General features: G+C 64.8%; 21 protein-coding genes and 4 tRNA genes. 8 read left to right on the forward strand and 17 right to left on the reverse strand.

Going from position 1 to position 22,176, the window contains the following annotated elements; translation table 11 throughout:
* Window positions 1–16: 16 nt before the first annotated feature.
* Together CBW50_RS16855 and CBW50_RS16860 are read right to left on the reverse strand one after the other, a co-directional pair.
* Window positions 17–364: an SMI1/KNR4 family protein gene (locus CBW50_RS16855; RefSeq protein ID WP_086146633.1), complete on the reverse strand. Its 348-nt coding sequence runs from the start codon at window positions 362–364 to the stop codon at window positions 17–19.
* The gene (locus CBW50_RS16860) at window positions 361–924 is read right to left on the reverse strand and encodes a GNAT family N-acetyltransferase (RefSeq protein ID WP_086146634.1); all 564 of its coding nucleotides are present in this window, start codon (window positions 922–924) and stop codon (window positions 361–363) included. The genes CBW50_RS16855 and CBW50_RS16860 overlap by 4 nt, the downstream gene beginning before the upstream one ends.
* A gap of 199 nt (window positions 925–1,123) precedes the next feature.
* On the opposite strand from CBW50_RS16860, the gene CBW50_RS16865 reads away from it, so the two are divergent.
* The 4 genes from CBW50_RS16865 (at window position 1,124) to CBW50_RS16880 (ending at window position 4,062) form a co-directional block, all read left to right on the forward strand.
* Window positions 1,124–1,864 carry a CPBP family intramembrane glutamic endopeptidase gene (locus CBW50_RS16865; RefSeq protein ID WP_172404795.1) on the forward strand — a complete coding sequence of 247 codons (741 nt, stop codon included), beginning with the start codon at window positions 1,124–1,126 and terminating at the stop codon, window positions 1,862–1,864.
* A gap of 9 nt (window positions 1,865–1,873) precedes the next feature.
* Window positions 1,874–2,539 (forward strand): hypothetical protein, encoded by a 666-nt coding sequence (locus CBW50_RS16870; RefSeq protein WP_086146636.1) that lies wholly within the window; start codon window positions 1,874–1,876, stop codon window positions 2,537–2,539.
* A gap of 10 nt (window positions 2,540–2,549) precedes the next feature.
* A complete protein-coding gene (locus tag CBW50_RS16875) occupies window positions 2,550–3,347 on the forward strand; it encodes a DUF6624 domain-containing protein (RefSeq protein ID WP_139842553.1) in 798 nt (265 codons plus the stop codon).
* A gap of 208 nt (window positions 3,348–3,555) precedes the next feature.
* Complete coding sequence (locus CBW50_RS16880) at window positions 3,556–4,062, forward strand: ATP-binding protein (protein WP_086146638.1); 507 nt, start codon at window positions 3,556–3,558, stop codon at window positions 4,060–4,062.
* On the opposite strand, the gene CBW50_RS16885 is transcribed toward CBW50_RS16880, so the two are convergent.
* Together CBW50_RS16885 and CBW50_RS16890 are read right to left on the reverse strand one after the other, a co-directional pair.
* Window positions 4,059–5,204, reverse strand: a complete 1,146-nt coding sequence (locus tag CBW50_RS16885) for an alpha-hydroxy acid oxidase (protein ID WP_086146639.1) — start codon at window positions 5,202–5,204, stop codon at window positions 4,059–4,061. The genes CBW50_RS16880 and CBW50_RS16885 overlap by 4 nt on opposite strands.
* Window positions 5,205–5,308: 104 nt before the next feature.
* Entirely contained in the window at window positions 5,309–6,265 is a 957-nt protein-coding gene (locus tag CBW50_RS16890; protein ID WP_086146640.1) for a phytanoyl-CoA dioxygenase family protein, read from the reverse strand.
* 115 nt (window positions 6,266–6,380) lie between these two features.
* Here CBW50_RS16890 and CBW50_RS16895 point away from each other — a divergent pair, with 115 nt between their 5' ends.
* Window positions 6,381–7,253: an AraC family transcriptional regulator gene (locus tag CBW50_RS16895; protein ID WP_086146641.1), complete on the forward strand. Its 873-nt coding sequence runs from the start codon at window positions 6,381–6,383 to the stop codon at window positions 7,251–7,253.
* Window positions 7,254–7,309: 56 nt separating this feature from the next.
* On the opposite strand, the gene CBW50_RS16900 is transcribed toward CBW50_RS16895, so the two are convergent.
* From CBW50_RS16900 to CBW50_RS16915, 4 genes are all read right to left on the reverse strand, one after another.
* Window positions 7,310–7,386: transfer RNA gene (locus tag CBW50_RS16900), tRNA-Arg, on the reverse strand.
* A 159-nt stretch (window positions 7,387–7,545) separates the two neighbouring features.
* Window positions 7,546–7,622 (reverse strand) — tRNA-Arg (locus CBW50_RS16905).
* Window positions 7,623–7,713: 91 nt separating this feature from the next.
* Window positions 7,714–7,790: transfer RNA gene (locus CBW50_RS16910), tRNA-Arg, on the reverse strand.
* Window positions 7,791–7,872: 82 nt separating this feature from the next.
* Window positions 7,873–7,949 (reverse strand) — tRNA-Arg (locus CBW50_RS16915).
* A 440-nt stretch (window positions 7,950–8,389) separates the two neighbouring features.
* Between CBW50_RS16915 and CBW50_RS16920 the strand changes: the two genes are divergently transcribed.
* Both CBW50_RS16920 and CBW50_RS16925 read left to right on the forward strand, forming a co-directional pair.
* Window positions 8,390–10,846 (forward strand): ATP-binding protein, encoded by a 2,457-nt coding sequence (locus tag CBW50_RS16920; RefSeq protein WP_086146642.1) that lies wholly within the window; start codon window positions 8,390–8,392, stop codon window positions 10,844–10,846.
* 335 nt (window positions 10,847–11,181) lie between these two features.
* Window positions 11,182–12,165 (forward strand): diguanylate cyclase, encoded by a 984-nt coding sequence (locus CBW50_RS16925; RefSeq protein WP_086146643.1) that lies wholly within the window; start codon window positions 11,182–11,184, stop codon window positions 12,163–12,165.
* A gap of 77 nt (window positions 12,166–12,242) precedes the next feature.
* Here the strand turns inward: CBW50_RS16925 and CBW50_RS16930 are convergent, their stop codons facing one another.
* Window positions 12,243–12,638 carry a hypothetical protein gene (locus CBW50_RS16930; RefSeq protein ID WP_086146644.1) on the reverse strand — a complete coding sequence of 132 codons (396 nt, stop codon included), beginning with the start codon at window positions 12,636–12,638 and terminating at the stop codon, window positions 12,243–12,245.
* A gap of 325 nt (window positions 12,639–12,963) precedes the next feature.
* Between CBW50_RS16930 and CBW50_RS16935 the strand changes: the two genes are divergently transcribed.
* Window positions 12,964–13,677: an ATP-binding protein gene (locus tag CBW50_RS16935; protein WP_086146645.1), complete on the forward strand. Its 714-nt coding sequence runs from the start codon at window positions 12,964–12,966 to the stop codon at window positions 13,675–13,677.
* A gap of 12 nt (window positions 13,678–13,689) precedes the next feature.
* Here the strand turns inward: CBW50_RS16935 and CBW50_RS16940 are convergent, their stop codons facing one another.
* The 8 genes from CBW50_RS16940 to CBW50_RS16975 form a co-directional block, all read right to left on the reverse strand.
* Window positions 13,690–14,178 (reverse strand): hypothetical protein, encoded by a 489-nt coding sequence (locus CBW50_RS16940; RefSeq protein WP_086146646.1) that lies wholly within the window; start codon window positions 14,176–14,178, stop codon window positions 13,690–13,692.
* A 162-nt stretch (window positions 14,179–14,340) separates the two neighbouring features.
* Window positions 14,341–15,639, reverse strand: coding sequence for an NAD(P)/FAD-dependent oxidoreductase (locus CBW50_RS16945; protein WP_086146647.1), 1,299 nt, complete (start codon window positions 15,637–15,639; stop codon window positions 14,341–14,343).
* 72 nt (window positions 15,640–15,711) lie between these two features.
* Window positions 15,712–16,200 (reverse strand): hypothetical protein, encoded by a 489-nt coding sequence (locus CBW50_RS16950; protein ID WP_086146648.1) that lies wholly within the window; start codon window positions 16,198–16,200, stop codon window positions 15,712–15,714.
* Window positions 16,201–16,292: 92 nt separating this feature from the next.
* Entirely contained in the window at window positions 16,293–17,066 is a 774-nt protein-coding gene (locus CBW50_RS16955; protein ID WP_226935897.1) for a transporter, read from the reverse strand.
* A gap of 84 nt (window positions 17,067–17,150) precedes the next feature.
* Window positions 17,151–18,806, reverse strand: a complete 1,656-nt coding sequence (locus tag CBW50_RS30200; protein WP_086146655.1) for a methyl-accepting chemotaxis protein — start codon at window positions 18,804–18,806, stop codon at window positions 17,151–17,153.
* A gap of 181 nt (window positions 18,807–18,987) precedes the next feature.
* Window positions 18,988–20,370 carry a multicopper oxidase family protein gene (locus tag CBW50_RS16965; protein WP_086146649.1) on the reverse strand — a complete coding sequence of 461 codons (1,383 nt, stop codon included), beginning with the start codon at window positions 20,368–20,370 and terminating at the stop codon, window positions 18,988–18,990.
* A 2-nt stretch (window positions 20,371–20,372) separates the two neighbouring features.
* The gene (locus CBW50_RS16970; RefSeq protein WP_226935895.1) at window positions 20,373–21,743 is read right to left on the reverse strand and encodes a TolC family protein; all 1,371 of its coding nucleotides are present in this window, start codon (window positions 21,741–21,743) and stop codon (window positions 20,373–20,375) included.
* A 1-nt stretch (window position 21,744) separates the two neighbouring features.
* Window positions 21,745–22,107: a hypothetical protein gene (locus CBW50_RS16975; RefSeq protein ID WP_086146651.1), complete on the reverse strand. Its 363-nt coding sequence runs from the start codon at window positions 22,105–22,107 to the stop codon at window positions 21,745–21,747.
* Window positions 22,108–22,176 lie beyond the last annotated feature (69 nt).

Genomic DNA, 22,176 nt, shown 5'->3' on the forward strand with positions numbered 1-22,176 from the left:
TTTGCTCCTGGAATAGTCAATCGACGGGGCAATCGGCGGCCAGCCAGGCATGGAAATCATCGGCGGCCCGCTCAAAATCGTCGCGCCGCATCGAGCCGTGGCCCGCCAGGTACACGGCGCGGTCGCCGCCATCGAGGGCCAGCATGACGGCGCGTGCGCCGCTGTCGTCGCCGATGGTCATGTAGCCAGGGCAACATTGCTGCACATCATAGGTTTCGTTGCGCTCCCGCAAGCTTTCCAGGCCATACAGCAGCACCTGTTCGCCGCGCAGGCCTTCCTGCCAGTCCTTGATAAAGCTCAGGTAATGCGCCGGCAAGGCATGGCCCAGCCAGCGCTGGACGGCGTCGATGTCTTGCCCGCTCACGCACCGCCCTTGCGCCGCGCTTCCCACTCGCGCCGCAGCAAGCCGTACAGTGCCGAATCGCTGACCTGGCCGCCGACGATCCAGCGCTCCGGCAAAAAGCCTTCCTTATTAAAACCCTGGCGCTCGAGGGCGCTGGCCGAGCCGGCGTTGAGCGGGTCGATATCGGCTTCCAGGCGGTTCAGGTCGCGCTCGACGAAGGCGAATTCGATCAGCGCGGACAGCGCTTCGTGCATATAACCGTTGCCCCAGTACGGGCGGCCCAGTGCGTAGCCGATCTCGGCGCGGCGGTTCTGGCGGTGCTCGGAAAACAGGCTGCAGCTGCCCAGGTATTCGCCCGTCGCCTTCAGCTCGACGGCAAAGCGGAAGAATTCCTCTTTCTCGAAAGCGGCGCTGTCCTCGGCGATCTGGCGCGTGGCGCGGCTGATATCTTCCCACGGCGGTTCGCTGAAATAGCGCATCACTTCGGGGTCGGCATGCATGGCGAACTGGGCCGACTCATCCGAGGGTTGCGGCTTGCGCAGGATCAGGCGTTCAGTGGTGATGGTCTTGCTGTAAGTCATGGCGCTCCAGTCTGGCGGCAGTGAACGAATGCTTATTATTTCATGCAACTATAACGATGTGGCAATTTTGTGACGCAGATTTTCATGTAGTATGGCAATGTTTCCACCATATCATTGATGCAACTTCGCGATTCGTCCAAGCACGCAGTAGCAGCAAACACCGATGCCGACCTTATCCCTCCCCAGAATCCGCCTCACCATGCCGCTTGCCCTCGGCGCACTGGCCGTCTGGCTGGCCCTGAGCCTGGGCGGCCGCTGGCTGGAATCGTCCGGCTACGCATTGCCGGGCGCAGCCGTCACCGGCCGTATCGGCCTGTCGTGGGCGCTGGCCGCCCTGTTCGCGCTGGCGCTGCTGCTGGCATCCAGCCAGCGCCGCGAAGCGGGCCTGTGCGCACCGCAACCGTGGAAAAGCACGTGGCTGGTCTGGCCGCCCCTGCTGTATGCGCTGCTGATGCTGTTGCTGGCCTGGGCCGGCGGCTGGCCGCAGCCGCGCGTGCTGCTGATCGTCGCGTGCAACGCTGCGCTGGTGGCCGTCTCGGAAGAGCTGATGTTCCGCGCCATCTTGCTGCAGGGAATGCTGGACCGCTACGCCGTCTGGCCCGCCGTGCTGATGTCCTCGGCGCTGTTCGGCCTGGCCCATACGGCCAACGGCCTGGCCACGGGCGACGTCAGCGGCGCCCTGTGGCAAGCCGTGGCCGCCACCCTGCAGGGCGTCGGCTATGCGGCCATCCGCCTGCGCACCCGCTCCATCTGGCCCATGGTCCTCGTGCATGGACTGTGGGATTACGCGCTGGTGACGGCCACCTTGCCGCACCCGGCCGAAGACGGCGCATCGATCCTGCCGTACGTCGCGCTGCTGGCCGTGCTGCCCCTGTGCCTGTACGGCGTCTACCTGCTGCGCCCCAGCCAGCGGCCGGTCATCTCTCAACTGCAACTATAAGGACTGCGCATGGCGTTTTTTTTCCGTGATTACGAGGTATTCCTGCTGCTGGCCGCGCCCGATGCCATACCGCTATGGGATGCGGCGCAATGGACGCCGTTTGCCGCCAGCCTCGACGGCCTCGTGGCGCAGGCGAGCGCGAGGGGCAAGGCCGGCGTGCGCAGCCATCAATACAATCCCAAGGGCAAGTCGATTCCCTTTGGCCGCCTGGGCTGGGACGCCAAATCGCACGCCAAGTGGACGCACACGCCGGCCACGACGCAAGCGCGCTTCATGAGCCTGGAAGCGTGGGCGCCCACCTGGACCGTCTGCGAAAAGGACGACCAGGCGCCCGACCTGTTCCTCGCCCTGGCCAACGAATCGCTGCTGGGACTGGCAGGCAAGCCCTTGCAGTTCAGCCAGCGCCTGGTGTGCGCCATCGCCACGGACATGGGCCCGGAAGCGGCCGCCACCTTGCGGCAAGCGCTGGCGCAACTGGCCGCGCAGCAAGACGCCGTCGTCTTCGCCCACACGCGGCGCCAGTGGGGCCGCGCCTCGTCGTATGGCGGTTTCACGGGCGCCATCCAGGACATGCTGATCGGCGGCCTGTTCCGGCAGGACGACCCGCATGCACGGCCGCTCGATGACGCCGCGTTCCAAGATGCGTGGAGCAAACTCGACATCCACCATGCATGAACGGATGCCCATGCCACGCCTGATCTGCGCCATCGTGCTGTGCTGGAGCGTCCATGCGGGCGCCTTTGAGCTGAGCGGCATTATCCGCAGCAATGGAACGCCGCTGCCGCAAGCCATCAGCATCGTTGCCGAGCGCATGCACGGCGAGCCGCAGATACATGGCACGGTCGAAAATGGCCGCTACCGCATTGATGTACCGGAAGGCGCCACCCTGGCGCTGCTGCTGCAATCGCCCGGCTGGGAAGCGGAACCCAAGCTCATCTTCAACGCGGCCACGGCGGGCGCGCTGGACTTCCTGCTGTATCCGGCGGCAGTGCCCGAAGCGGCGCTGGCAGCCGAATTGCGGACCATGGAACAGGAAGACCAGGCCCTGCGCGCGGGATTCCCGCCTACGGGGCCGGACGTGGCCACGCGCCAGCGCATGCTGGCCACGGATAAGGCGCGCGAGCAACGCTTGCGGCAAATCATCGCCAGCAAGGGCTGGCCCACGCAAACGATGGTCGGCTACAAGGCGGCGGGCAGCGCCTGGCTGATCGCCCAGCATGGTTCCAGTGCCTTCCTCAAGACCAGCCTGCCGCTGATGCGCGCGGCAGCGGCAAGGGGGGAAATCACGCCCTCGAAGCTGGCCCTGGCGATCGACCGCGACTTGAGCAATGACAAGCTGCCGCAGCTGTACGGCAGCCAGTTCCGCACGGATAGCACCGGCAAGACGGTCCCCGTCCCCATCGACGATCCGCAGCGGCTGGAGCAGCGCCGCGCCAGCATGGGCATGGAACCGTATGCGCAGTACCGGCAATTGTTCGAGTAAAGACCAAGTATTGACAGTGCCATCCATCGCATGGCATCGTTAGCCCATGCCATCGCCATTCCCGCCCCTGCCATCGATTATTGCCGCCATTTCACACATGGTGGCTGGACAGGAATGACATTGACCAAGCCGCCTGCAAGGCGGCTTTGATCTGCAGCAAACAATCAAGACGTCTCGCAGGTTTTATTTTTCACTTCAGCGAGCGACCATGCACACCACTTCCAGCACCCCGGTTACCCCCACCCTGCACCTCGTGTGCGGCAAGATTGCCTCGGGCAAATCCACCTTGACCAGCCAGCTTGCGCAAGCGCCACATACCGTGCGCATCAGCGAAGACAGCCTGCTGGCGCAGCTGTATCCGGGCCAGATCGCCAGCCTGGCCGACTATGTCGCCTGCGCGGCGCGGCTGCGCGCGGCCGTCGCGCCTCTGGCCCAGCAGATGCTGCGGGCGGGCGTGTCCGTCGTGCTCGATTTCCCTGCAAATACACCCGCCAGCCGCGCCTGGATGCGCGAACTGTTCCAGCAGGCAGGCGTGCCGCACGTGCTGCACTACCTGGACGTGCCGGATGAGGAATGCAAGGCGCGCTTGCGCCAGCGCAATGCCAGCGGCTTGCACCCGTTTTCCACCAGCGACGCCGATTTTGACGCCATCACGCGCCACTTCGTGCCGCCCGCCACAGCGGAAGGTTTTCACATCGTGCGCGTGACGGCTTAGAACGTGCCCGGCAGCAGGATTTTCTTGTCCACCTGCTGCAGGTCGCGCAAGCCGCAAAACGCCATCGTCAAATCGAGTTCGTTGCGGATGATGTCCAGGCATTTGGTGACGCCCGGCCCGCCCATGGCGCCCAGGCCATACAGGAACGGGCGGCCGATGTAGACGCCCCTTGCTCCAAGCGCCACGGCCTTGATTACGTCCTGGCCCGAGCGGATGCCGCCGTCCATGTGCACCTCGATCTGGCTGCCGACGGCGTCGACGATGGCGGGCAAGGCTTCGATCGACGATTGCGCGCCGTCGAGCTGGCGCCCGCCGTGGTTCGAGACGATCAGCGCGTCGGCGCCGCTTTCCACGGCCAGGCGCGCGTCTTCCGGGTCCATGATGCCCTTGATGATCAGTTTGCCGCCCCAGCGCTGCTTGATCCATTCCACGTCCGCCCACGACAGGCTCAGGTCGAACTGCTGCTGCGTCCAGGCCGACAGCGACGACATGTCGGACACGGACGTGGCGTGGCCGACGATGTTGCCGAAACCGCGGCGTTGCGTGCCCAGCATGCCCGCCACCCAGCGCGGCTTGGTGGCCATGTTGAGGATGTTCGGGATGGTGAGCTTGGGCGGCGCGGACAGGCCGTTGCGCAAGTCCTTGTGGCGCTGGCCCAGCACCTGCAAGTCCAGGGTCAGCACGAGCGCGCCGCATTTTGCCGCCTTGGCGCGGTCGATCAGGCGGTTGATGAATTCGCGGTCTTTCATCACGTACAGCTGGAACCAGAACGGTTTTGTCGTGTTCGCCGCCACGTCCTCGATCGAGCAGATGCTCATGGTCGACAGCGTGAACGGCACGCCGAAGCGCTCGGCCGCCTGGGCCGCGAGGATTTCGCCATCCGCATGCTGCATGCCCGTCAAGCCCGTGGGCGACAGGGCCACCGGCATCGAGACGTGCTGTCCCACCATGGTCGAGGCCAGGCTGCGGTTTTCCAGGTTGACGGCCACGCGTTGGCGGAACTTGATCTTGGCGAAATCGCTGTTGTTGGCGCGGTACGTCGATTCCGTCCAGGAGCCGGAATCGGCGTAGTCGTAAAACATGCGCGGCACCCGTTTCTGGGCCAGCACGCGCAAGTCTTCGATGCAGGTGATGATACTCATGCGTTTCCTCGGTCGATGGCAAGTCAGGCCATGATCGTGCATTTGCCGGCAATTGTCTATCCGGCAGGCAAGCCTGACGGACAGAGCGTGGCTTACCGCGTGGCTTACCAGTCGCGCGCGCCGAGGATCCGCTCGCCCAGCGTGCTCAAGCGCGCCTGCGGGTAGCGCAGCTTTTCCTTTTCCTCGGGGTCGCCGGGAAAGGCGTAGCCCTGCGGCGCGCTGCGCTCGCGCCAGCTTTGCACCCTCCAGTCGCGCAGACTTTGATTGTCTTCCTGCGCTGGCGTAAAGGAAATATATTGCGCCAGGCGCACCTGGTCCGTGGACGTGTTCGGGCGGATGCCGTGCGCCAGCAGGCTGTTGAAGATCAACAGTTCTCCCGTCTTCATGGCGATGAATTCCATCGGGTAGGGCACCGTCGCCAGGTCCGGCTGCCAGGGATTGCGGTCTTGCGGCACCGTCTTGCGCCAGCTCAATAAATTATTGAACAGCTCCGGATAGCACTGGAAACCGCCGCTCTCGGGCGAGGTGTCGGACAGGGCCAGCACGCCCTGCACGTTGACGGGCAGCGGGTCGAGCGTGGTATCGGCATCCCAGTGGATGAAGCCGCCAAACTTGCGCTTGCCATGGTTCGGCGTGTTCAGGTTGGCGCGGTCGATCGTTACCCACAGATCCTGGCGGTCCCAGATGTCGACGAAGGCGTCGACCACGCGCGGGGTCTGGCGGTTATCCCACAGGGTCTGGTGGTGATAAGCCTCGACCATGCCGGAGCCGTTGAGTTCCTTCATCGCGTGGTCGCGCAACTGCTCCCGGTTCCAGGTGGAGGGATCGTGCTGGTCGAGTCCCTGGAATTCCCACAGGAAATCTGTTGTGCGCCGCACCTGGTCGGGCGACACGGCCTCCTTGACGATGACGTAGCCGTAGGTTTGCCAGTGCAAAAAGTCGCTGTCGGACAGCACGCGCAGGGGCAGCTGCTTTTGGATGTCGCGCAACTGCGTCTGTTCCGTGTACGCCACGGACGGGTTGCCGGGACGGTCTTCGCCGTATTGATATGGGTTCTGCATCGCTGTCTCCTGGGTTGGTGTGAGACAGATTGTGCGCTGGCGCGGCACCGTAAAATGCGCGCCGGGCGGCCGATACTGATACTATCCTGACTATTCATACGCTTCAAACGTCACAATGACGCCTTTATTCGAACAAGTCACGATACCGGCAGGCCACTCCTGGGGCTTGCTGTGGCGCGAACTCGACGCCATTCCCTTCCTCTGGCATTACCACCCGCAGTTCGAGCTGACCCTGACGGTCAATGCGCGGGGGCAGCGCTACATCGGCGACCACCTGGGCGACTTCGAACCGGGCGACCTGGTGCTGCTGGGGCCGAATTTGCCGCACACCTGGTCGGCCAGCGAGCGCATCGACGGCGCGCAACCGATGCTGGCCGTCGTCGTGTGGTTTTCATTGGAGTGGCTGGAGCGGCTGGCGGCCTGCTTTCCCGAATTGCACGGTCTGCGGCAACTGGCGGCCCGCGCCGGCCCTGCCCTGCATTTTTCAACGGACACGAGCGCGCGCAGCGCAGCCAGACTGCTGCAATTGAACGCCCTGCCCGTGCCGCAGCGCTTGCCGCTGCTGCTCGACGTGCTGCTGGACCTGGCGGGCGATGCGGGCGCGCGGCCGCTGGCCTCGACGGCGCAGGCGCCGCTGCCCGATGGGCAGCACCAGCGCATGGCCGGCGTGCTGGACTTCATGCACGCGCATTTCCGCGAAGAAATCGCACTGGACACCCTGGCGCAGAAGGCGGCCCTGTCGCTGGGCGCGTTTCACCGCCGTTTCAAGCGCCACGCGCATTGCACGCCGGGCGAGTACCTGGCGCGGCTGCGCATCGGCCGCGCCTGCCAACAGCTGATCGAGAGCAATCACGCCATCGCCGTCATCGCGCAGGAGGCGGGCTACCGCAACCTCGCGCWTTTCAACCGCCAGTTCCGCGCCGCCAGGCAGATGACGCCGCGCGCGTTTCGCCAGCAGTACCGGCGTGCCGCCAACGGCGCGGCGTAAAGCCGCGCCAGAAACGAAAAAGGGGACCAGATTTTACAATCTGATCCCCGATATTCTGGTGCGGCTGGCAGGAATTGAACCCACGACCCCTTGGTTCGTAGCCAAGTACTCTATCCAGCTGAGCTACAGCCGCCTAAGACAAGATTATAGCAGGGCTTTGCAGAATGGCAAAGGGCACCGTGCGGATATTTCACAATTGCCCAGGCCGCCAGCATGAGCGCTGTCCGCGCGCCGTCATGACGAAAAAAAGCCCGGAGAGCGGACTCCCCGGGCTTTTCTCTACTGCTGATACTGGTGCGGCTGGCAGGAATTGAACCCACGACCCCTTGGTTCGTAGCCAAGTACTCTATCCAGCTGAGCTACAGCCGCAAACTCTGACACACTTCGCCGAACGGCGCGAAGCTTGAAACTTTCATCACAACCGGGCAAACCCGGTTCTGGCAACGATACAAATAAATACTGGTGCGGCTGGCAGGAATTGAACCCACGACCCCTTGGTTCGTAGCCAAGTACTCTATCCAGCTGAGCTACAGCCGCAAAACTTCTACAACATTCCATCAACAACATGGAGGTGAAACTTGTTACAACAAAACCAGGCAAAGTCTGATTTTCAGTATTCTGGTGCGGCTGGCAGGAATTGAACCCACGACCCCTTGGTTCGTAGCCAAGTACTCTATCCAGCTGAGCTACAGCCGCGCAGGCAAACATTATAGCGTATTCATTTCGCTTTGAAAAGTTCGATTTTTCAATCGCTTAGCTGATTTTGCAGAATACCGCCCCGCATGACCGACTACCTTTTCACTGCCAAAAAGCTCACGCCTTTTATCGATGGGCACTTCTGCTTTCACAGTCGCGTCCAGCGAATCGAGAAGTTGCTGCCTCGAAAGAAGCGGGATTATAGGGACTGCTTTCCAGCCTGTCCAGTGCTATCTGCAAGGGACCGCCGTCAGGCGCGCAAGCGTGCGGTGGCGGCGCGCCGCTTGGGGCTACAATACCAGCCAGACAGGGGCGCTTGTGCCGCCCCTCCTTCATGACGGCTGACGGCACCATCATGACCCACTTATTAACTGAGCGTGGCGACGGCGGCCCGGCGGGGCAAGAGCCCGTGCGGCAGACTCACAGTTGCAGGATTTTCAATGGCCAAGCATGAACGCAAGCAAGATCTGCTTCCCCCGTCGGGGGCGCCGAGCCTGTCGGACGAGCATCTCGCCAACTTGCTTGAAAGCATTACCGACGGCTTCAGCCTGCTCGACCGCGACTGGACCATCCGCTACATCAATGCGCGCGGCGCCGACATGCTGGCGCCGCGGCGCCAGCCCGGCAGCCCGCTGGCGGGCAGCAGCCTGTGGCAAGCCTGCCCCGATTTGCAGGGCACGGCACTGGAAACGCAGTACCGGCGCGCCATGACGCAGCAGCAAGGCTGCAGCTTCGAACTGTACTACCCGCCGCTGGGGCGCTGGCTGGAAGTGCGCCTCTTCCCTTCCAGCGAGGGCTTGACCACGTATATCCAGGACATCAGCCAGCGCAAGGCGGCCGACGACAGCCTGCGCCAGAGCGAGGAAGACTTGCGCGCGCTGGCCAATTCCATCCCCCAGCTGGCCTGGATCGCCAGCTTCGACGGCACCATGTCGTGGTACAACCAGCGCTGGCACGACTACACGGGCACCACCGCCGGCCAGATGGCCGGCGACGGCTGGAGCCTCGCCTACGACGCCCAGCGCCTGCCGCAGATGCTGCAAGCCTGGAAGAGCGCCTTGCGCGACGGCACGCCCTTCGAAATGGAGTTCCCCATCCGCGGCGCCGACGGCCAGTACCGCTGGTTCCTGACGCGCGCCAATCCCGTGCGCGACCGGGGCGGCCGGCTGCTGCGCTGGTTTGGCACAAGCACCGACGTCGACCAGGTCAAGCGGGCGCAGGAAGCGCTGCGCGACGAGACGCGCGTGCTCGAATTGCTCAACAACACGGGCGCGGCCCTGGCCGGCACCCTGGACTTGCCCGCCCTGCTGCAGGAAACCGTCGATGCGGCCACGCGCATCAGCGGCGCGCGCTTCGGCGCCTTCTACTACCACGACGATGGGGCCGCGCCCGATGCGGATGCGCTGCCGGCGGCGCGCGCCGTGAGCGGCATCAGCCTGCGGCAGGCCGACGCCATCGCCGCCGAGCTGCGCCTCGGCCCGGCCACGCGCCAGAACGACCTGTTGGCGGCGCCGGACGGTGGCGCCGACGGGCCGCAGCTGCGCAGCTGCCTGAGCCTGCCCGTCAGCTCGCGCGCGGGCTTGCCGCTGGGGCGCTTGCTGCTCGGCCACCCGCAGGCGGGCATGTTCAGCGCGCGCAGCGAACGCATCGTCGCGGGCATCGCGGCCCAGGCCGCCGTCGCGCTCGACAATACGCGCCTGTACGCGGCCGCCACGCGGGCCGCCGAAGAGCGCAAGGTGCTGCTCGACAGCGAACGCGAAGCACGCGCCGAGGCTGAGCGCACCAACCAGCTGAAAGATGATTTTCTCGCCACCCTGTCGCACGAACTGCGCACGCCGCTGTCAGCCATCCTGGGCTGGGCCCAGGTGCTGCGGCGCGGCACGCGCGACCAGGCCGATTTGCACCGCGGCCTGCATAGCATCGAACGCAATGCGCGCGCGCAGGCCCAGCTGATCGAAGACTTGCTCGACATGAGCCGCATCACCTCGGGCAAGGTGCTGCTCGACCTGCAGCCCCTGGCGCCGGCCGGCATCATCGCCTCGGCCATCGAAACCCTGCGCCCGGCCGCCGACGCCAAGCACATCGCCATCCACAGCAGCATCGCCAGCGATGCGGGCAGCTTCACCGGCGACCCCAGCCGCATCCAGCAAGTGATCTGGAACCTGCTGTCGAATGCCCTGAAATTCACGCCGCAAGGGGGGCGGGTCGATATCGAGGCGCGCCGCGACGGCGCGCGCCTGGCCATCACGGTGAGCGACAACGGCATCGGCATCAGGAAAGACTTCCTGCCCCACGTATTCGACCGTTTCCGCCAGGCCGATGCCTCGACCACGCGCAAGCATGGCGGCCTGGGCCTGGGCCTGGCCATCGTCAAGCACCTGGTGGAACAGCATGGCGGCACGGTCACGGCCAGCAGCGCCGGCGACATGCAGGGCGCCCGCTTTACCGTGCGCCTGCCCGTGAACGCGGCGGCCGGCCCCTCAGGCAAGCCCGGCAGCGACGACTTGCGCGGCGTCAAGGTGCTGCTCGTCGATGACGAGGCCGGTACGCGCGCGCTGATGGAAGGCATCCTGCGCGACAGCAATGCCGAAGTGCATGGCGCCGGCAGCGCGGCGCAAGCGCTGCAACTGTTGCCCCAGGTGCGCCCGCACGTGCTCGTGAGCGGCATCGGCACGCCCGGCGCGGACGGCTTCGCCTTGCTGGCGCAAGTGCGCGTCGCCAGCGACGGCGCCGACCTGCCCGCGCTGGCGCTGGCGGACCGTTCCCGGCCGCAGGACCTCCAGCGGGCGCTCGACAGCGGCTTCCAGGCCTGCATCACGAAGCCGCCCGACCCTGCCGCCCTGCTGGCGGCCGTGGCGCGGCTGGCGGCGCCGCGCCTGCCCGGACCCGCATCGTGACAGCGCCCGAATAATTGATGCAAAGAAATAAATAACTCAGGACAAAATGACTATTTCCAAGGGTGAGCCTTCCTACTTCCACACGCGGCACTGTCCTACAAGCAACTTCCCTGAAATTTGCTACACTGAAACGCAGAAGCACGGCGCCATGGCAGGCATGGCAGACAACGGCGGCTCCGGCCGCCGGGAATGACAATAGCGAGCTCATGCGCTGTTGTGCGCCCCATCTTATTGCAAGGCGCTACTATCCTATCGACCTGCCGTCAGCCGCGCCGTCAGACTATTACCTGCGGTGGAAACCAGCGTTGCATTGACCGTATTAACCGAGACCATACATGCCCAGCCAAGATGAGATTTTGAAAGCCAAAATTTTGGTCGTCGACGACTCGCCCGACAATGTCGACCTGATGCTGGAAATCCTGCGCGATGCCGGTTATACCAACGTCACGGCCACCATGCGCCCGGCCCAGGTCTGTCCATTGCACCTGGAGCACTGCTACGACCTGATCCTGCTGGACCTGCAAATGCCCGAACTCAATGGTTTCCAGGTCATGAAAGGCTTGAAGGAAATCGAGCATGGCGGCTACCTGCCCGTGCTGGCCCTGACGGCGCAACCGAGTTTCAAGATCGCCGCCCTGGAAGCGGGGGCGCGCGATTTCATCAGCAAGCCCTTCGACCTGATGGAAGTACACAAGCGCATCCACAACATGCTGGAAGTGCGCCTGCTGTACAAGGAGTTGGCGCAATACAGCAAGCAGCAGCAGGAACTGGCGCTGCACGACCCGCTGACGGGCCTGCCCAACCGGCGCCTGCTGGAAGACCGCATCGAGCACACCCTGCAGCAATCGGCCCGCAACCGCGGCAAGTCGGCCATCCTCTACCTGGACCTGGACGGCTTCAAGGCCATCAATGATACATATGGCCATGGCTATGGCGATGAAATCCTGAAAATGGTGGCGGTGCGCCTGGTGGGCGCCTCGCGCAAGGAAGACACGGTGGCGCGCATCGGCGGCGACGAATTCGTCATCGTGCTGGGCAACCTGGCCGGCAAGGGCGACGCGCGCGAACCGGCCGCCAAGCTGATCGAAGTCGTTTCCGAGCCGTATTTCATCAACGACCTGACCCTGCGCCTGTCGACCAGCATCGGCATCGCCATCTATCCGGACGACGCCAGCTCCGTCGAATCGCTGCTGGGCGCGGCCGACACGGCCCTGTACGAAGCCAAGCGCGCCGGCAAGAACCGCTTTTGCTGCTCGCCCCACGAAGTGATCGCCGCCCAGGTCAGCATGCAGAACAGCGGCATCCCCTCGATCGCCTGACTGTTTAGTGCGCGCGGCATGTAAAAAAACCGGCAAGCCATGACGGCCTGCCGGTTTTTTTTCATGGGCACAACGCTTTATTTCTTGCCAGCCGTCACTTCATGCTGGCCCGCGTGCTGGTGGTCCGTCTGTGCATCGACGGTTTCCGGCGCCACTTCGATGCGCGTGATGCCGGCGTCGACGGAAATCGGGTCGCTGGCGGGAAACGTCATTTCCACGGCGTCGTCGAGCAACTCTTCCTTGGCGCGCTCTTCGCCGCTCATGCCCTCTTCATCGGCCAGGATGGCCAGCGCGCTGGCCCACTTGACGAAATTCAGGTTGGACAGTTCACGCACGGTGCTCACGCCGAACGCCTGCTGCAGGGCCTTGGCGTCCTTGGCGCTGACGCCGCGCAAGGCGCTGATGGGGGCATTGACGATGTCGCGGAAGCTTTTGTCGGCATATTCCTGGTCGACTATGGTATCGATATTCATGGCATGTCCTTTCAGTTCGGTAAAGGGGCCGGTGGAGCGCCCTGCGCCACGATGGCGGCATGTGCTGCGTAATGACGTACAGGCACACTATGGCAGCAGCAAGGTGACTGGTATGTGCGCAGCCGTACGCAACAAGGCCAGGAATCCGGACCAGGAACGGGCCGCCGCCGGCCGCCAGTGTTGCATTTGTTCCACAAATGATGGGTAGAGATTAAAATTGCCGAAAAGACAGAATTTTTCCAGCCATGCGCCCCGCGATGGAATCCTCATGTATGATCCACACCTTGAATCCGGTCATATCACTTCACTATTTTCACGGGGCGCCATGTCCGCACACACAGATCCGAACAAGGAAACGGCCCAGGCCGATGCGGACCGCGCCGCCGATCTCAGCGAGTTGCTGGGGCACGTCAATACCAGCTGGGACAATGAACGGCGCGCCCTGTCGCGCCAGCTGCACGACAGCCTCGGCTCGTCGCTGACGGCGCTGACCATGCACCTGTCGCTGCTGACGCAAAAAATGCCGCAGGAGGCGGCCCTGCTCGACCGCGCGGCAACCATGAAGCAATTGCTGCTGAACGTGATCGAAACCAACCGCCAGATGCAGATGAAGCTGTGGAATGACAAGCTCGAGTTTCTTGGCGTCAATGTCGCGCTGGGCGAACTGGCCACGCAATTTGCCGAACAGCACAAGATCGCCGTGCGCTGCAGCCTGCCCGAAGATGAACTGATCTGTCCCCGCAACGTGGGCGTGGCCCTGCTGCGCACGCTGGAAGAAGCGCTGAGCAACATCGCTGCCCACGCCCAGGCAACGCAAGTCGACATCATCATCGATGACAACGAAGAAGCGCTGATGATGACCGTCAAGGACAATGGCGTGGGCTTGCCTGCCAGCGAAGCGGTGCAAATGAGCAAGCACGGCCTGCGCGCCGTGCGCGAGCGCGTGCACTACCTGGGCGGCACCCTGAGCCTGGCAGCCAATCCGCCAGGCGGCACGGCCCTGACCGTGGTCTTGCCGCGCATTAGCCCGAAGGAATAGACTTCGGCCGCGTCAGCGCGGGGGGCCGGCGCCCGCTGCAGGGCGCATGGTGACGGCGGCGGCCATGCCCAGCCAGCCCGCGAACCAGGCAATGAAGGCCGCGACGTGGCCATACTCCCAGCGTCCGCGCAGGCGCGCATAGGCCGCGGCAAATTCTTCCTGGCTCACGTCGGCGCTATTGCCCCATTCCCCATTGACGGGAGCGACTAGGCAAGCCCACAGCAGCAGGGAAACAAACAACGCGGCGGCCGACGCGGCCAGCAGGCGTCCCTGGGGCAAGCGCCTGGAGCGGAAAGCCAGCACCGCCACGCTTGCCGCGGCGGCCATTTGCACGGCGCCCCCTACCGGGCCAAACAGGACATACAGGCTGCTGGTCACCTGCGCATACAGGGCCGGCGGATAGTCCAGCTTGACAGGCAGCTCCAGCAGGTGCGCGGCGCCTGGCGCGAGTCCCAGGGCGGCCAGGGTCAGGGCGATAACTTGCAGTAATCGTGATGGCATGCCCGCCTCCGGTAATCAACCTGTCTGTTCATCGCCGCGTGCTGTCCTTTGCTATGACCGCAAGGCGAGCGTTCCGGTTCCCGGCCAATGCCGCTCGCGCACAGCGCACGCCGCCATAAAAAAGGGGCCTTGCGGCCCCTTCTTGATCTGGCACAGACCAGCTTAGTGCAACTTGACCTGCGGCGTGCTGCGCTTGATCAGGAAACGGCCCATGGCCATGACGGCCGTGCGCACGCTGCCCAGCACGGCGTTATGGTGCATCAGGTGCAGGCTCACATACATCATGCGCGCCACAAAGCCTTCGACGAACCAGCTCAGGCCCTTGAGCGAACCCATCAGGGTGCCCACCGACGTCGTGCGGCCGAACGAGACGAGCGAACCGTAATCGAGGTATTCGTACGGCTTCGTCTGCGGCGGCTTGCCCTTCGCTTGCAGCAAAAAGGTTTTCAGCAGGTAATCGGCCTGCTGGTGGGCCGCCTGGGCGCGCGGCGGCACCAGCTTGCCGTCCGGCCCCATGCAGGCGGCGCAGTCGCCCAGCGCGAAGATATTCGCGTGGCCCTGCACATTGAGCATGCCCGTCACTTCCAGCTGGCCGGCGCGGTTGGTGGGCAAGCCCAACGTGGCCAGGAATTCCGGCGCGCGGATGCCGGCCGCCCACACGCAGATGTCGGCCGCATAGCTGGTGCCGCTGGCCACCGTCACCTTGTCGGGGTCGATTGTGGTGACGCGCGTATCGGTCACCACGGTGATGCCATGCTGATGCAGCAGTTTCGAGGCGGCGATGGAGACGCGCTCGGGCAGCGGCGCGAGGATGCGCGGCGCCCCTTCGAGCAGGGTGATGCGCACATCCTTGATGGCGTTGAGATTCTGGAAACCGTACGCGGCATACACGCCGCTCGCTTCGCGCAGTTCGGCCGCCAGCTCCACGCCCGTCGCGCCGCCGCCGATGATGACGATGTCGACGCCGGGATGGCCCGCGTCGCCCTGGCGCTGCTCGGCCATGGCCAGCAGCTTGAGCAGGGTCAAACGGAAACGTTCCGCGTCTTCCGTGGCGTTCAGGGAAATCGTGTGTTCCTGGGCGCCGGGCACGCCGAAGTAATTCGAGGTGCTGCCCACGGCCAGCACCAGCTGGTCATAGCTCACCGTGCGTTGCGGCAAGAGCTGTTCATCCTTGTCGGTGGCGATGGCGCCCACGGTGAGGCTGTTCGAGGCAGCGTCGAGCCCGATCAGGGGGCCATAGACATAGGTAAAGCCATTGTCATGCGCCAGCATCTGGTATGACAGCCCCTCCTGGTGGATGTCCAGGGTGCCGGCCGCCACTTCATGCAGCGACGGCTTCCAGATGTGATACAGACGGCTGTCGACCAGGGTGACCTGGCCGGGGCCGAGCTTGCGGCTGAGTTTGCAGGCCAGCTCCAGGCCGCCTGCTCCTCCCCCTACGATAACGATTTTACTGTGCAAAGATCCTCCTGCTTGCTTGAACGCCAGGAAAAACCTGCTGCGTAGTGCGACGGTTTGTCCAGGCGTTCCTGGTTAATCCCTGTGCCCGTTGCCGTTGCCGTTGCCATGGCCATTGCCGTTGCCTCTGCCCGGCTTGTTGTCATGCTTGTCGCGCTTGTCATCATGGCGGTCATCGCGGCGATCGTCATGACGGTCGCGGTCGCGGTAGTCGGGGCGGCCATGGTCGCCATGCTGCTGGCGGTAACGGGGCACATATTGGTTGTTATACCAACTGTCTTGGACGAAATATACCTCTTGGTTACAGGCATTATACTTGCGGCAGTGCTTGGACCAGTGTTTCGCATGGCCGGGCGGCACGCGCAGGTAGATCGGATGGCCCGAATAATACTGGGGACGCTGCACGATGACGGGCTGGGCGTAGATCAATTGCGGCGCGGGATAGTCGCCGATGTCGAGGCGGCCGTAAAAGCCGGGCTGGCCGACCGTGACGGAGACGCCGACCTGGGCGACTGCGGCGGTGGCGGCCGACAGCAGGACGGCGGCGAGAATGAGGGTTTTCATGGGGCACTCCTTTTATCAGTTATGCCGCAATTGTAGACCTTGTGTGACCAACTGTTTGTGCGCAAGGACACATAAGGAATCCCGTCGCAATCTCACCACAGCTTGCCCAAAGGCACGACCAAGCCGCTGAACAGCGACCAGTCCGGCGAAGCGCCCGTCAAGCCGCGCGCCATGCCGAAGTCGATGGCCAGCCGGGGCGTGGGGCTGTAGGTGGCCGCCAGCAAGAGCTGCGCCGTGGCCGGCGCGCCGCGCAAGCGCGTGCCCGACACTTCCGCCGTGGCGCCCCAGCGCTCGCTGACGGGCGCGGAAAAGGAGGCCGCCCAGCCCGTCTGCACCCTGCCCGTGTCCGGGTCGGATGCGCCCAGGCGCGTGGCGTTCACATTGGCGTCCATGTGCACGGCGCCCAGGTCGCGGCTGAAAATACCGTTCAGCGACACATCGCTCTTGCCGCTGCCGATGCTGTCCTTGGCGGTGGGCAACTTCCAGCCCAGTTCCAGGCCCAGCGCCGTAGCGCTGTCGAGCACAAAGGCGCGCTTGAGCACGAACGTCGTGTCGCCCACGCCCGTCTCGCGCCGCCCCGTTTCAGCGCGCGCGCGCACAAAACCCTCGCCTTGCAGCAGCAGGCCCCATTCGGGCGTGAACGCCAGCTTGAAGGTGTAGGGCAGGCTGGCGCGGCGCGTGTCGTCCGTTTTCGACAGCAGGCCGCCCGCCTCGAATTCCAGCTGGCCCGGCACGGGCAGCTGGGCGGGACTGGCGACGGAAGGACGGTAAGGCAGGATGGGATCGCTATCCTGCGCCTGTGCCAGGGGCGCCAGGGACAGCAGCAACAGGGAGAAACAGTACGGCGACAGGAAAGGAGATGACATGGGGAACCCGGAAGTGGCAAACGCGCAATACCGACAGCCTACCACCAAGCCCAGGCGTCCGTGTTGCGCCCGAAGCCGCCGCTTTCAGGCCAGGCGGCGCAGGCCAGCCCTGGCCGCCGGCGCGGGCCGGCGCAGCGGCGTGACATTGCTGGCCGCCGCCACGGCGATGCCTTCGGCCTGGGCGTGCAGGCGGAACACGCCCACCAGCTCCGTCAGGGTCTGCGCCTGGTCCTGCAGCGATTCGGCAGCGGCGGCCGCCTCTTCCACGAGGGCCGCGTTTTGCTGCGTCACCTGGTCCATCTGCAGCACGGCCTGGTTGACTTGCTCGATGCCGGCGCTCTGTTCCGCGCTGGCGGCCGTGATTTCCTGCATGATGTCGGCCACCTGGCGCACGCTGGTGACCACCTCGTCCATCGTATGGCCCGCGTCACGCACGAGCCTGGCGCCCACTTCCACCTGCTCGACGGAGTCGCCGATGAGGGTCTTGATTTCCTTGGCCGCGCTGGCCGAGCGGTGGGCCAGGTTGCGCACCTCGGCCGCCACGACGGCGAAGCCGCGCCCCTCCTCTCCCGCCCGGGCCGCTTCCACGGCCGCGTTCAGGGCCAAAATATTGGTCTGGAAGGCGATGCCGTCGATGACGCTGATGATGTCGACGATCTTGCGCGACGAGGCATTGATCGATTCCATGGTCTGCACCACCTGCCCCACCGCGGTGCCGCCCTTGCCGGCCACGTCGGATGCGGCGCCGGCCAGCGCATTGGCCTGGCGCGCGTTGTCCGCATTCTGCCGCACGGCCGACGTCAGCTGCTCCATCGAGGACGCTGTTTCTTCCAGAGAACTAGCCTGCTCTTCCGTGCGCGACGACAGGTCCAGGTTGCCCTGGGCAATTTCGCTCGAAGCCGTATGGATGGTGTCCGTGCCCGAGCGCACCTGGCTGACGATGGCCACCAGCTTGTCGCGCATGGCTTGCATGGCAAACAGCAGGCTGGCGTCGTCATGGCTGGCCGTGCGGATCTCCACGGTGAGGTCGCCCTCGGCAATGGCGCCGGCGATCTTCACCGCATAGGCCGGCTCGCCGCCCAGCTGGCGCGTCAGTCCCCGCGTGATCAGCGCGCCCAGCGCCAGCCCGGCCGCCACGCTGCCCAGCACCAGGGCGAGCATGAAGGTGCGGCTGGTCTGGTACACCTCCGACGCCTGCGCCGCGGCCGCCCTGGCCCGCTCTTCTTTCTGCAAGGACAATTTATCGAGCACGCTGTCGAGTTCATCCGCATGCAACCGCGTCTTGTCCAGCAGCTGCGTCAGGTTCGCGCCGCGCTGCGCCAGCGGTTCGGCCGCCGCCAGCGCCAGCGCCTGCTGCATGGTGGCGATATATTCCGCTTCGACGGCCGCGAAACGGGCAAACAGTTCCTTGGCGGCCGCCGAGACGAACAGCGGTTCGGCCTTGGCCAGGTAGCTTTTATTGTGTTCGAGGAATGTGGTGATATCGGCCTGGCGCCGGCTGCGCTCTTCCGGCGTGGTCGCCAGCAGGAAATTGCTGCGCGCGCGGCCCACCTTGATCAGGGCGATATTGGCTTCCTTGATGTACGACAGTCCCAGCAATTCATGGTTGTACATCCTGCCGGCCATGGTGTCGATCTTGGCCATGTTGAAAATGCCGATGCCGGCCACGATGGCGCCCAGCAGCGCCACGCAAAAGAATGCCGCCAGCAGCCGCGTGCCCACTTTCATCCGATTCAACATGATTCCTCCGATGGCCTGGTGGCCGGTATGCAACGGGACTTCAGTTTGAATATAAAGAAAAAAGCAGGAAAAAAATGCTCGGATTGTCACTAAACAACAATTCATTGATTTATAGCAACATACAAAACGGCTTGCCGTGCTAGGCAAGCCGTTGGCTTTGTCAGGGCATTATCGCGGCAAATTAATGCCCCGCGTGAGCGCCAGGCTTGCGCACCGTCATTTCCACGCCGCTTTTTGCCGCCGCCTTGCCCGCGCCCTGGCCGCGCACCGGTTCCGGCAAGGCGCCCGTCCATTCATAGGCCACGCTGCCGGCCGGGTGCTTGTACCAGCCAGGGTCGCGGTAGTCGCCGGTTTTCTGGTCCTTGCGCACCTTTACCGTGGTAAACATGCCGCCCATGCCGATGGCGCCGAAGGGGCCGTCGCCGGCCATCATCGGCAAGGTATTGTCGGGGATCGGCATCTGCATCTCGCCCATGTCGGCCATGCCCCGCTCGCCCATCACCATGTAGCCGGGCACGAGCTGGTTGACCTTCGCCGCCACGCCCTGGTGGTCGACGCCTATCATGGTGGGCACGTCGTGCCCCATGGCGTTCATCGTGTGGTGCGACTTGTGGCAGTGGAAAGCCCAGTCGCCCAGGTCCGTGGCCGTGAACTCCACGGCGCGCATCTGGCCCACGGCCACGTCCGTCGTCACTTCGGGCCAGCGCGATTCGGGGCGCGTCCAGCCGCCGTCCGTGCCCGTCACCTCGAATTCATGGCCATGCATGTGAATCGGGTGGTTGGTCATGGTCAGGTTGCCCACGCGCACGCGCACCTTGTCGCCCTGGCGCACGACCATGGGGGCTATGCCGGGGAAGACGCGGCTGTTGAAGGTGAACAGATTAAAATCCGTCATGGTCATGATCTTCGGCGTATAGCTGCCGGGATCGATGTCGTAGTTGCTGAGAAGGAAGACGAAATCGCGGTCCACCTTCATGAAATTCGGGTCTTTCGGGTGCGTCACCCAGAAACCCATCATGCCCATGGCCATCTGCGTCATTTCGTCCGCATGCGGGTGATACATGAAGGTGCCGGGCCGCTTGGCAACGAATTCATAGACAAAAGTCTTGCCGGGAGGAATGCCCGGCTGGGTCAGGCCCGTGACGCCGTCCATGCCGTTGGGCAAGCGCTGGCCATGCCAGTGCACGCTCGTGTGTTCCGGCAATTTATTGGTGACGAAGATGCGCACGCGGTCGCCCTCCACCACTTCGATGGTGGGACCGGGCGACTGGCCGTTGTAGCCCCACAGGTTGGCCATCATGCCGGGCGCCAGTTCGCGCACGACGGGTTCGGCCACCAGGTGGAACTCCTTGACGTTGTTATTCATGCGCCAGGGCAAGGACCAGCCATTCAGGGTGACGACGGGGTTGTACGGGCGACCGTTCGGCGGCGGGGGCGGCGCCTTCGTCTCCGCGCCGGCCATGCTGACGGCTTCCGGCAGGGACGCCGCACCGACGCGGCTCACCGCTGCCGCACTGAGGGCGACGGCGCCCGCGTTCATGAAAAAGTTTCTACGTGTAATCATCATTATTCCTTTGCCGCAGTTGCCGCACCTGGGCCGCTGCCGTTGATGGCCGATTGCAATTCAGTTTGCGCGATCCAGAAATCGCGCTGGGTTTCGATGGCGCTGTTTACGCTGGCGACCTGTTCGCGCGCATCGGCCAGCAGCTCGAACACGCTGGCCAGCATGCCGTTGTAACGCAGCAACACTTCATGCGAGATTGTCTTGCGCAGCGGCACGACTTCATCGCGGTAGTGGCGCGCCAGGTCGTAGGCCGTGCGGTAGCTCGAATACGCCTCGCGCACTTCCGAGCGGGCCCGCACCGCCGTGCCCGCCGTGCGCTGCAGCGACTGTTCATACAGCGCCTGCGCCCTGGCGTTGCGCGCCGTGCCCCAGTCGAACAGGGGCAGTTCCAGCGATACCTCGTAGCCGTTTTCGCGCGGCGCCTCGCTCGTGCTCTTGTTGGTATAAGCCACGTCGAGCACGTTGACGAAGCCTGTCACCCTGGACAGGCCCAGTGCATCGGCCATGGCATGGGCGTCGAGTTTCGCTCTTTGCACGTCGAGGCGCTGCTCCATCGCCTGCGCCTCGATATTGCCGGCGTCGGCCGCCTGGGCCGGCAAGTCGGGCAAGCGCGACGGCAACGTAAAGCTGGTCTGCCTGCCCCACAGGCCCAGCAAGCGCGTCAGGTGCTCGCGCGTCACCAATGCCTGGTGGCGCGCGCGCGCCAGGTCGCCGACGGCATCCGCATAAAACACTTGCTGGCGCGCCTGGTCGAGGCGGCTCCAGTTGCCCGCCTGCCGCAGGCGCGTGGCCAGCTCGGCGCCCGCCTCGGCCGACAGCAGCGCCCGCTGCATGAACGCTTCCGTCTGCACGGCGGCGACCGCATTGAAATAGGCGCGGCGCGTCTCAAGCGCCAGTTGCACGGCGCTGCTGGCCGCCTGCAGCTTGGCTTGCTCGAAACGGCCCCGCTCGATGTTTACGCGCATCGGCATGGTCAACAGGCCCGCCAGGTCGAAGCTGACGCCGCGGTCGATTTCATTGCCGTGGCTGCCGTGCGAGCGGCCGAAGGACAGGCCCGGGTTGCGCAAGCGCCCCGCCTGCACCAGGTCCGCCTCGGACGCGCCCAGCTCGGCCAGTGCCACCTTCATGCCATGGTTGTTCATCAGGGCGATGCGCACGGCGCTGTCGGCGTCCAGGGGCTGGGCCAGCAGGGAGGCCAGCTTTTCCTCGCCGCCCTTGTCCGTCAATGCCGCGGGGGCGCCCGTGCGGGCGTCGGCCAGCGCGGACACCGTCTGCATGCCGCCGTCCTCGCTGAAGCTGGCGCAGCCGCTGAGCAGCAAGGCGGCCGCCAGCGCCAGCGGCGTCAGGCAAGTTGATTTTGTGAAACGTGCCATCTCAGTGTCCCTCATGCTGGTGTTGCGGGGCGGGCCGGGCAGCCGGCTTGGGGCCGGACCTCTCCATCGGCATGGTGTGCCCTTCCATCGCGTGGCCCTGCATCTTGTGGCCCTCCATCTTCATCATGCCCATGTGGCCGCCGGCCTTGCCGACTTTGTCGTTGACGGCGCGCCAGGCCTGGTCGGGCGTGGCGTCTTCCTCGGCGGCGGGACGGTAGCCGGCAAAGGCGGAGCGGTAGGCGGGGGCCGGCACGGGCGCTTGCGCCTCTTGCGGGGCGGGCTGGGGCTGGGACTGCGCGGCGGCCGGCGGCAGCGCGGCTGATGCCACGCCGGCGGCCAGCGCGAGGCTGAATAATTGTTTCATGGTACTTCCTTGAATGACGGGGTATGGCGCGGCGGGCGCGCCGTCGGAACGCCGGGGGCGGCCGGCACG

The sequence above is a fragment of the Janthinobacterium sp. GW458P genome, from assembly GCF_002127585.1.
GTDB lineage: Bacteria > Pseudomonadota > Gammaproteobacteria > Burkholderiales > Burkholderiaceae_D > Janthinobacterium.

What these genes read in the sequence shown, in the direction of transcription:
- CBW50_RS16860 (WP_086146634.1), bottom strand. Translation starts at nt 924, where the DNA reads ATGACTTACAGCAAGACCATCACCACTGAACGCCTGATCCTGCGCAAG.
- CBW50_RS16865 (WP_172404795.1), top strand. Translation starts at nt 1,124, where the DNA reads ATGCCGCTTGCCCTCGGCGCACTGGCCGTCTGGCTGGCCCTGAGCCTG.
- CBW50_RS16870 (WP_086146636.1), top strand. Translation starts at nt 1,874, where the DNA reads ATGGCGTTTTTTTTCCGTGATTACGAGGTATTCCTGCTGCTGGCCGCG.
- CBW50_RS16875 (WP_139842553.1), top strand. Translation starts at nt 2,550, where the DNA reads ATGCCACGCCTGATCTGCGCCATCGTGCTGTGCTGGAGCGTCCATGCG.
- CBW50_RS16880 (WP_086146638.1), top strand. Translation starts at nt 3,556, where the DNA reads ATGCACACCACTTCCAGCACCCCGGTTACCCCCACCCTGCACCTCGTG.
- CBW50_RS16885 (WP_086146639.1), bottom strand. Translation starts at nt 5,204, where the DNA reads ATGAGTATCATCACCTGCATCGAAGACTTGCGCGTGCTGGCCCAGAAA.
- CBW50_RS16890 (WP_086146640.1), bottom strand. Translation starts at nt 6,265, where the DNA reads ATGCAGAACCCATATCAATACGGCGAAGACCGTCCCGGCAACCCGTCC.
- CBW50_RS16920 (WP_086146642.1), top strand. Translation starts at nt 8,390, where the DNA reads ATGGCCAAGCATGAACGCAAGCAAGATCTGCTTCCCCCGTCGGGGGCG.
- CBW50_RS16925 (WP_086146643.1), top strand. Translation starts at nt 11,182, where the DNA reads ATGCCCAGCCAAGATGAGATTTTGAAAGCCAAAATTTTGGTCGTCGAC.
- CBW50_RS16930 (WP_086146644.1), bottom strand. Translation starts at nt 12,638, where the DNA reads ATGAATATCGATACCATAGTCGACCAGGAATATGCCGACAAAAGCTTC.
- CBW50_RS16935 (WP_086146645.1), top strand. Translation starts at nt 12,964, where the DNA reads ATGTCCGCACACACAGATCCGAACAAGGAAACGGCCCAGGCCGATGCG.
- CBW50_RS16940 (WP_086146646.1), bottom strand. Translation starts at nt 14,178, where the DNA reads ATGCCATCACGATTACTGCAAGTTATCGCCCTGACCCTGGCCGCCCTG.
- CBW50_RS16950 (WP_086146648.1), bottom strand. Translation starts at nt 16,200, where the DNA reads ATGAAAACCCTCATTCTCGCCGCCGTCCTGCTGTCGGCCGCCACCGCC.
- CBW50_RS16955 (WP_226935897.1), bottom strand. Translation starts at nt 17,066, where the DNA reads ATGTCATCTCCTTTCCTGTCGCCGTACTGTTTCTCCCTGTTGCTGCTG.
- CBW50_RS30200 (WP_086146655.1), bottom strand. Translation starts at nt 18,806, where the DNA reads ATGTTGAATCGGATGAAAGTGGGCACGCGGCTGCTGGCGGCATTCTTT.
- CBW50_RS16965 (WP_086146649.1), bottom strand. Translation starts at nt 20,370, where the DNA reads ATGATTACACGTAGAAACTTTTTCATGAACGCGGGCGCCGTCGCCCTC.
- CBW50_RS16970 (WP_226935895.1), bottom strand. Translation starts at nt 21,743, where the DNA reads ATGGCACGTTTCACAAAATCAACTTGCCTGACGCCGCTGGCGCTGGCG.
- CBW50_RS16975 (WP_086146651.1), bottom strand. Translation starts at nt 22,107, where the DNA reads ATGAAACAATTATTCAGCCTCGCGCTGGCCGCCGGCGTGGCATCAGCC.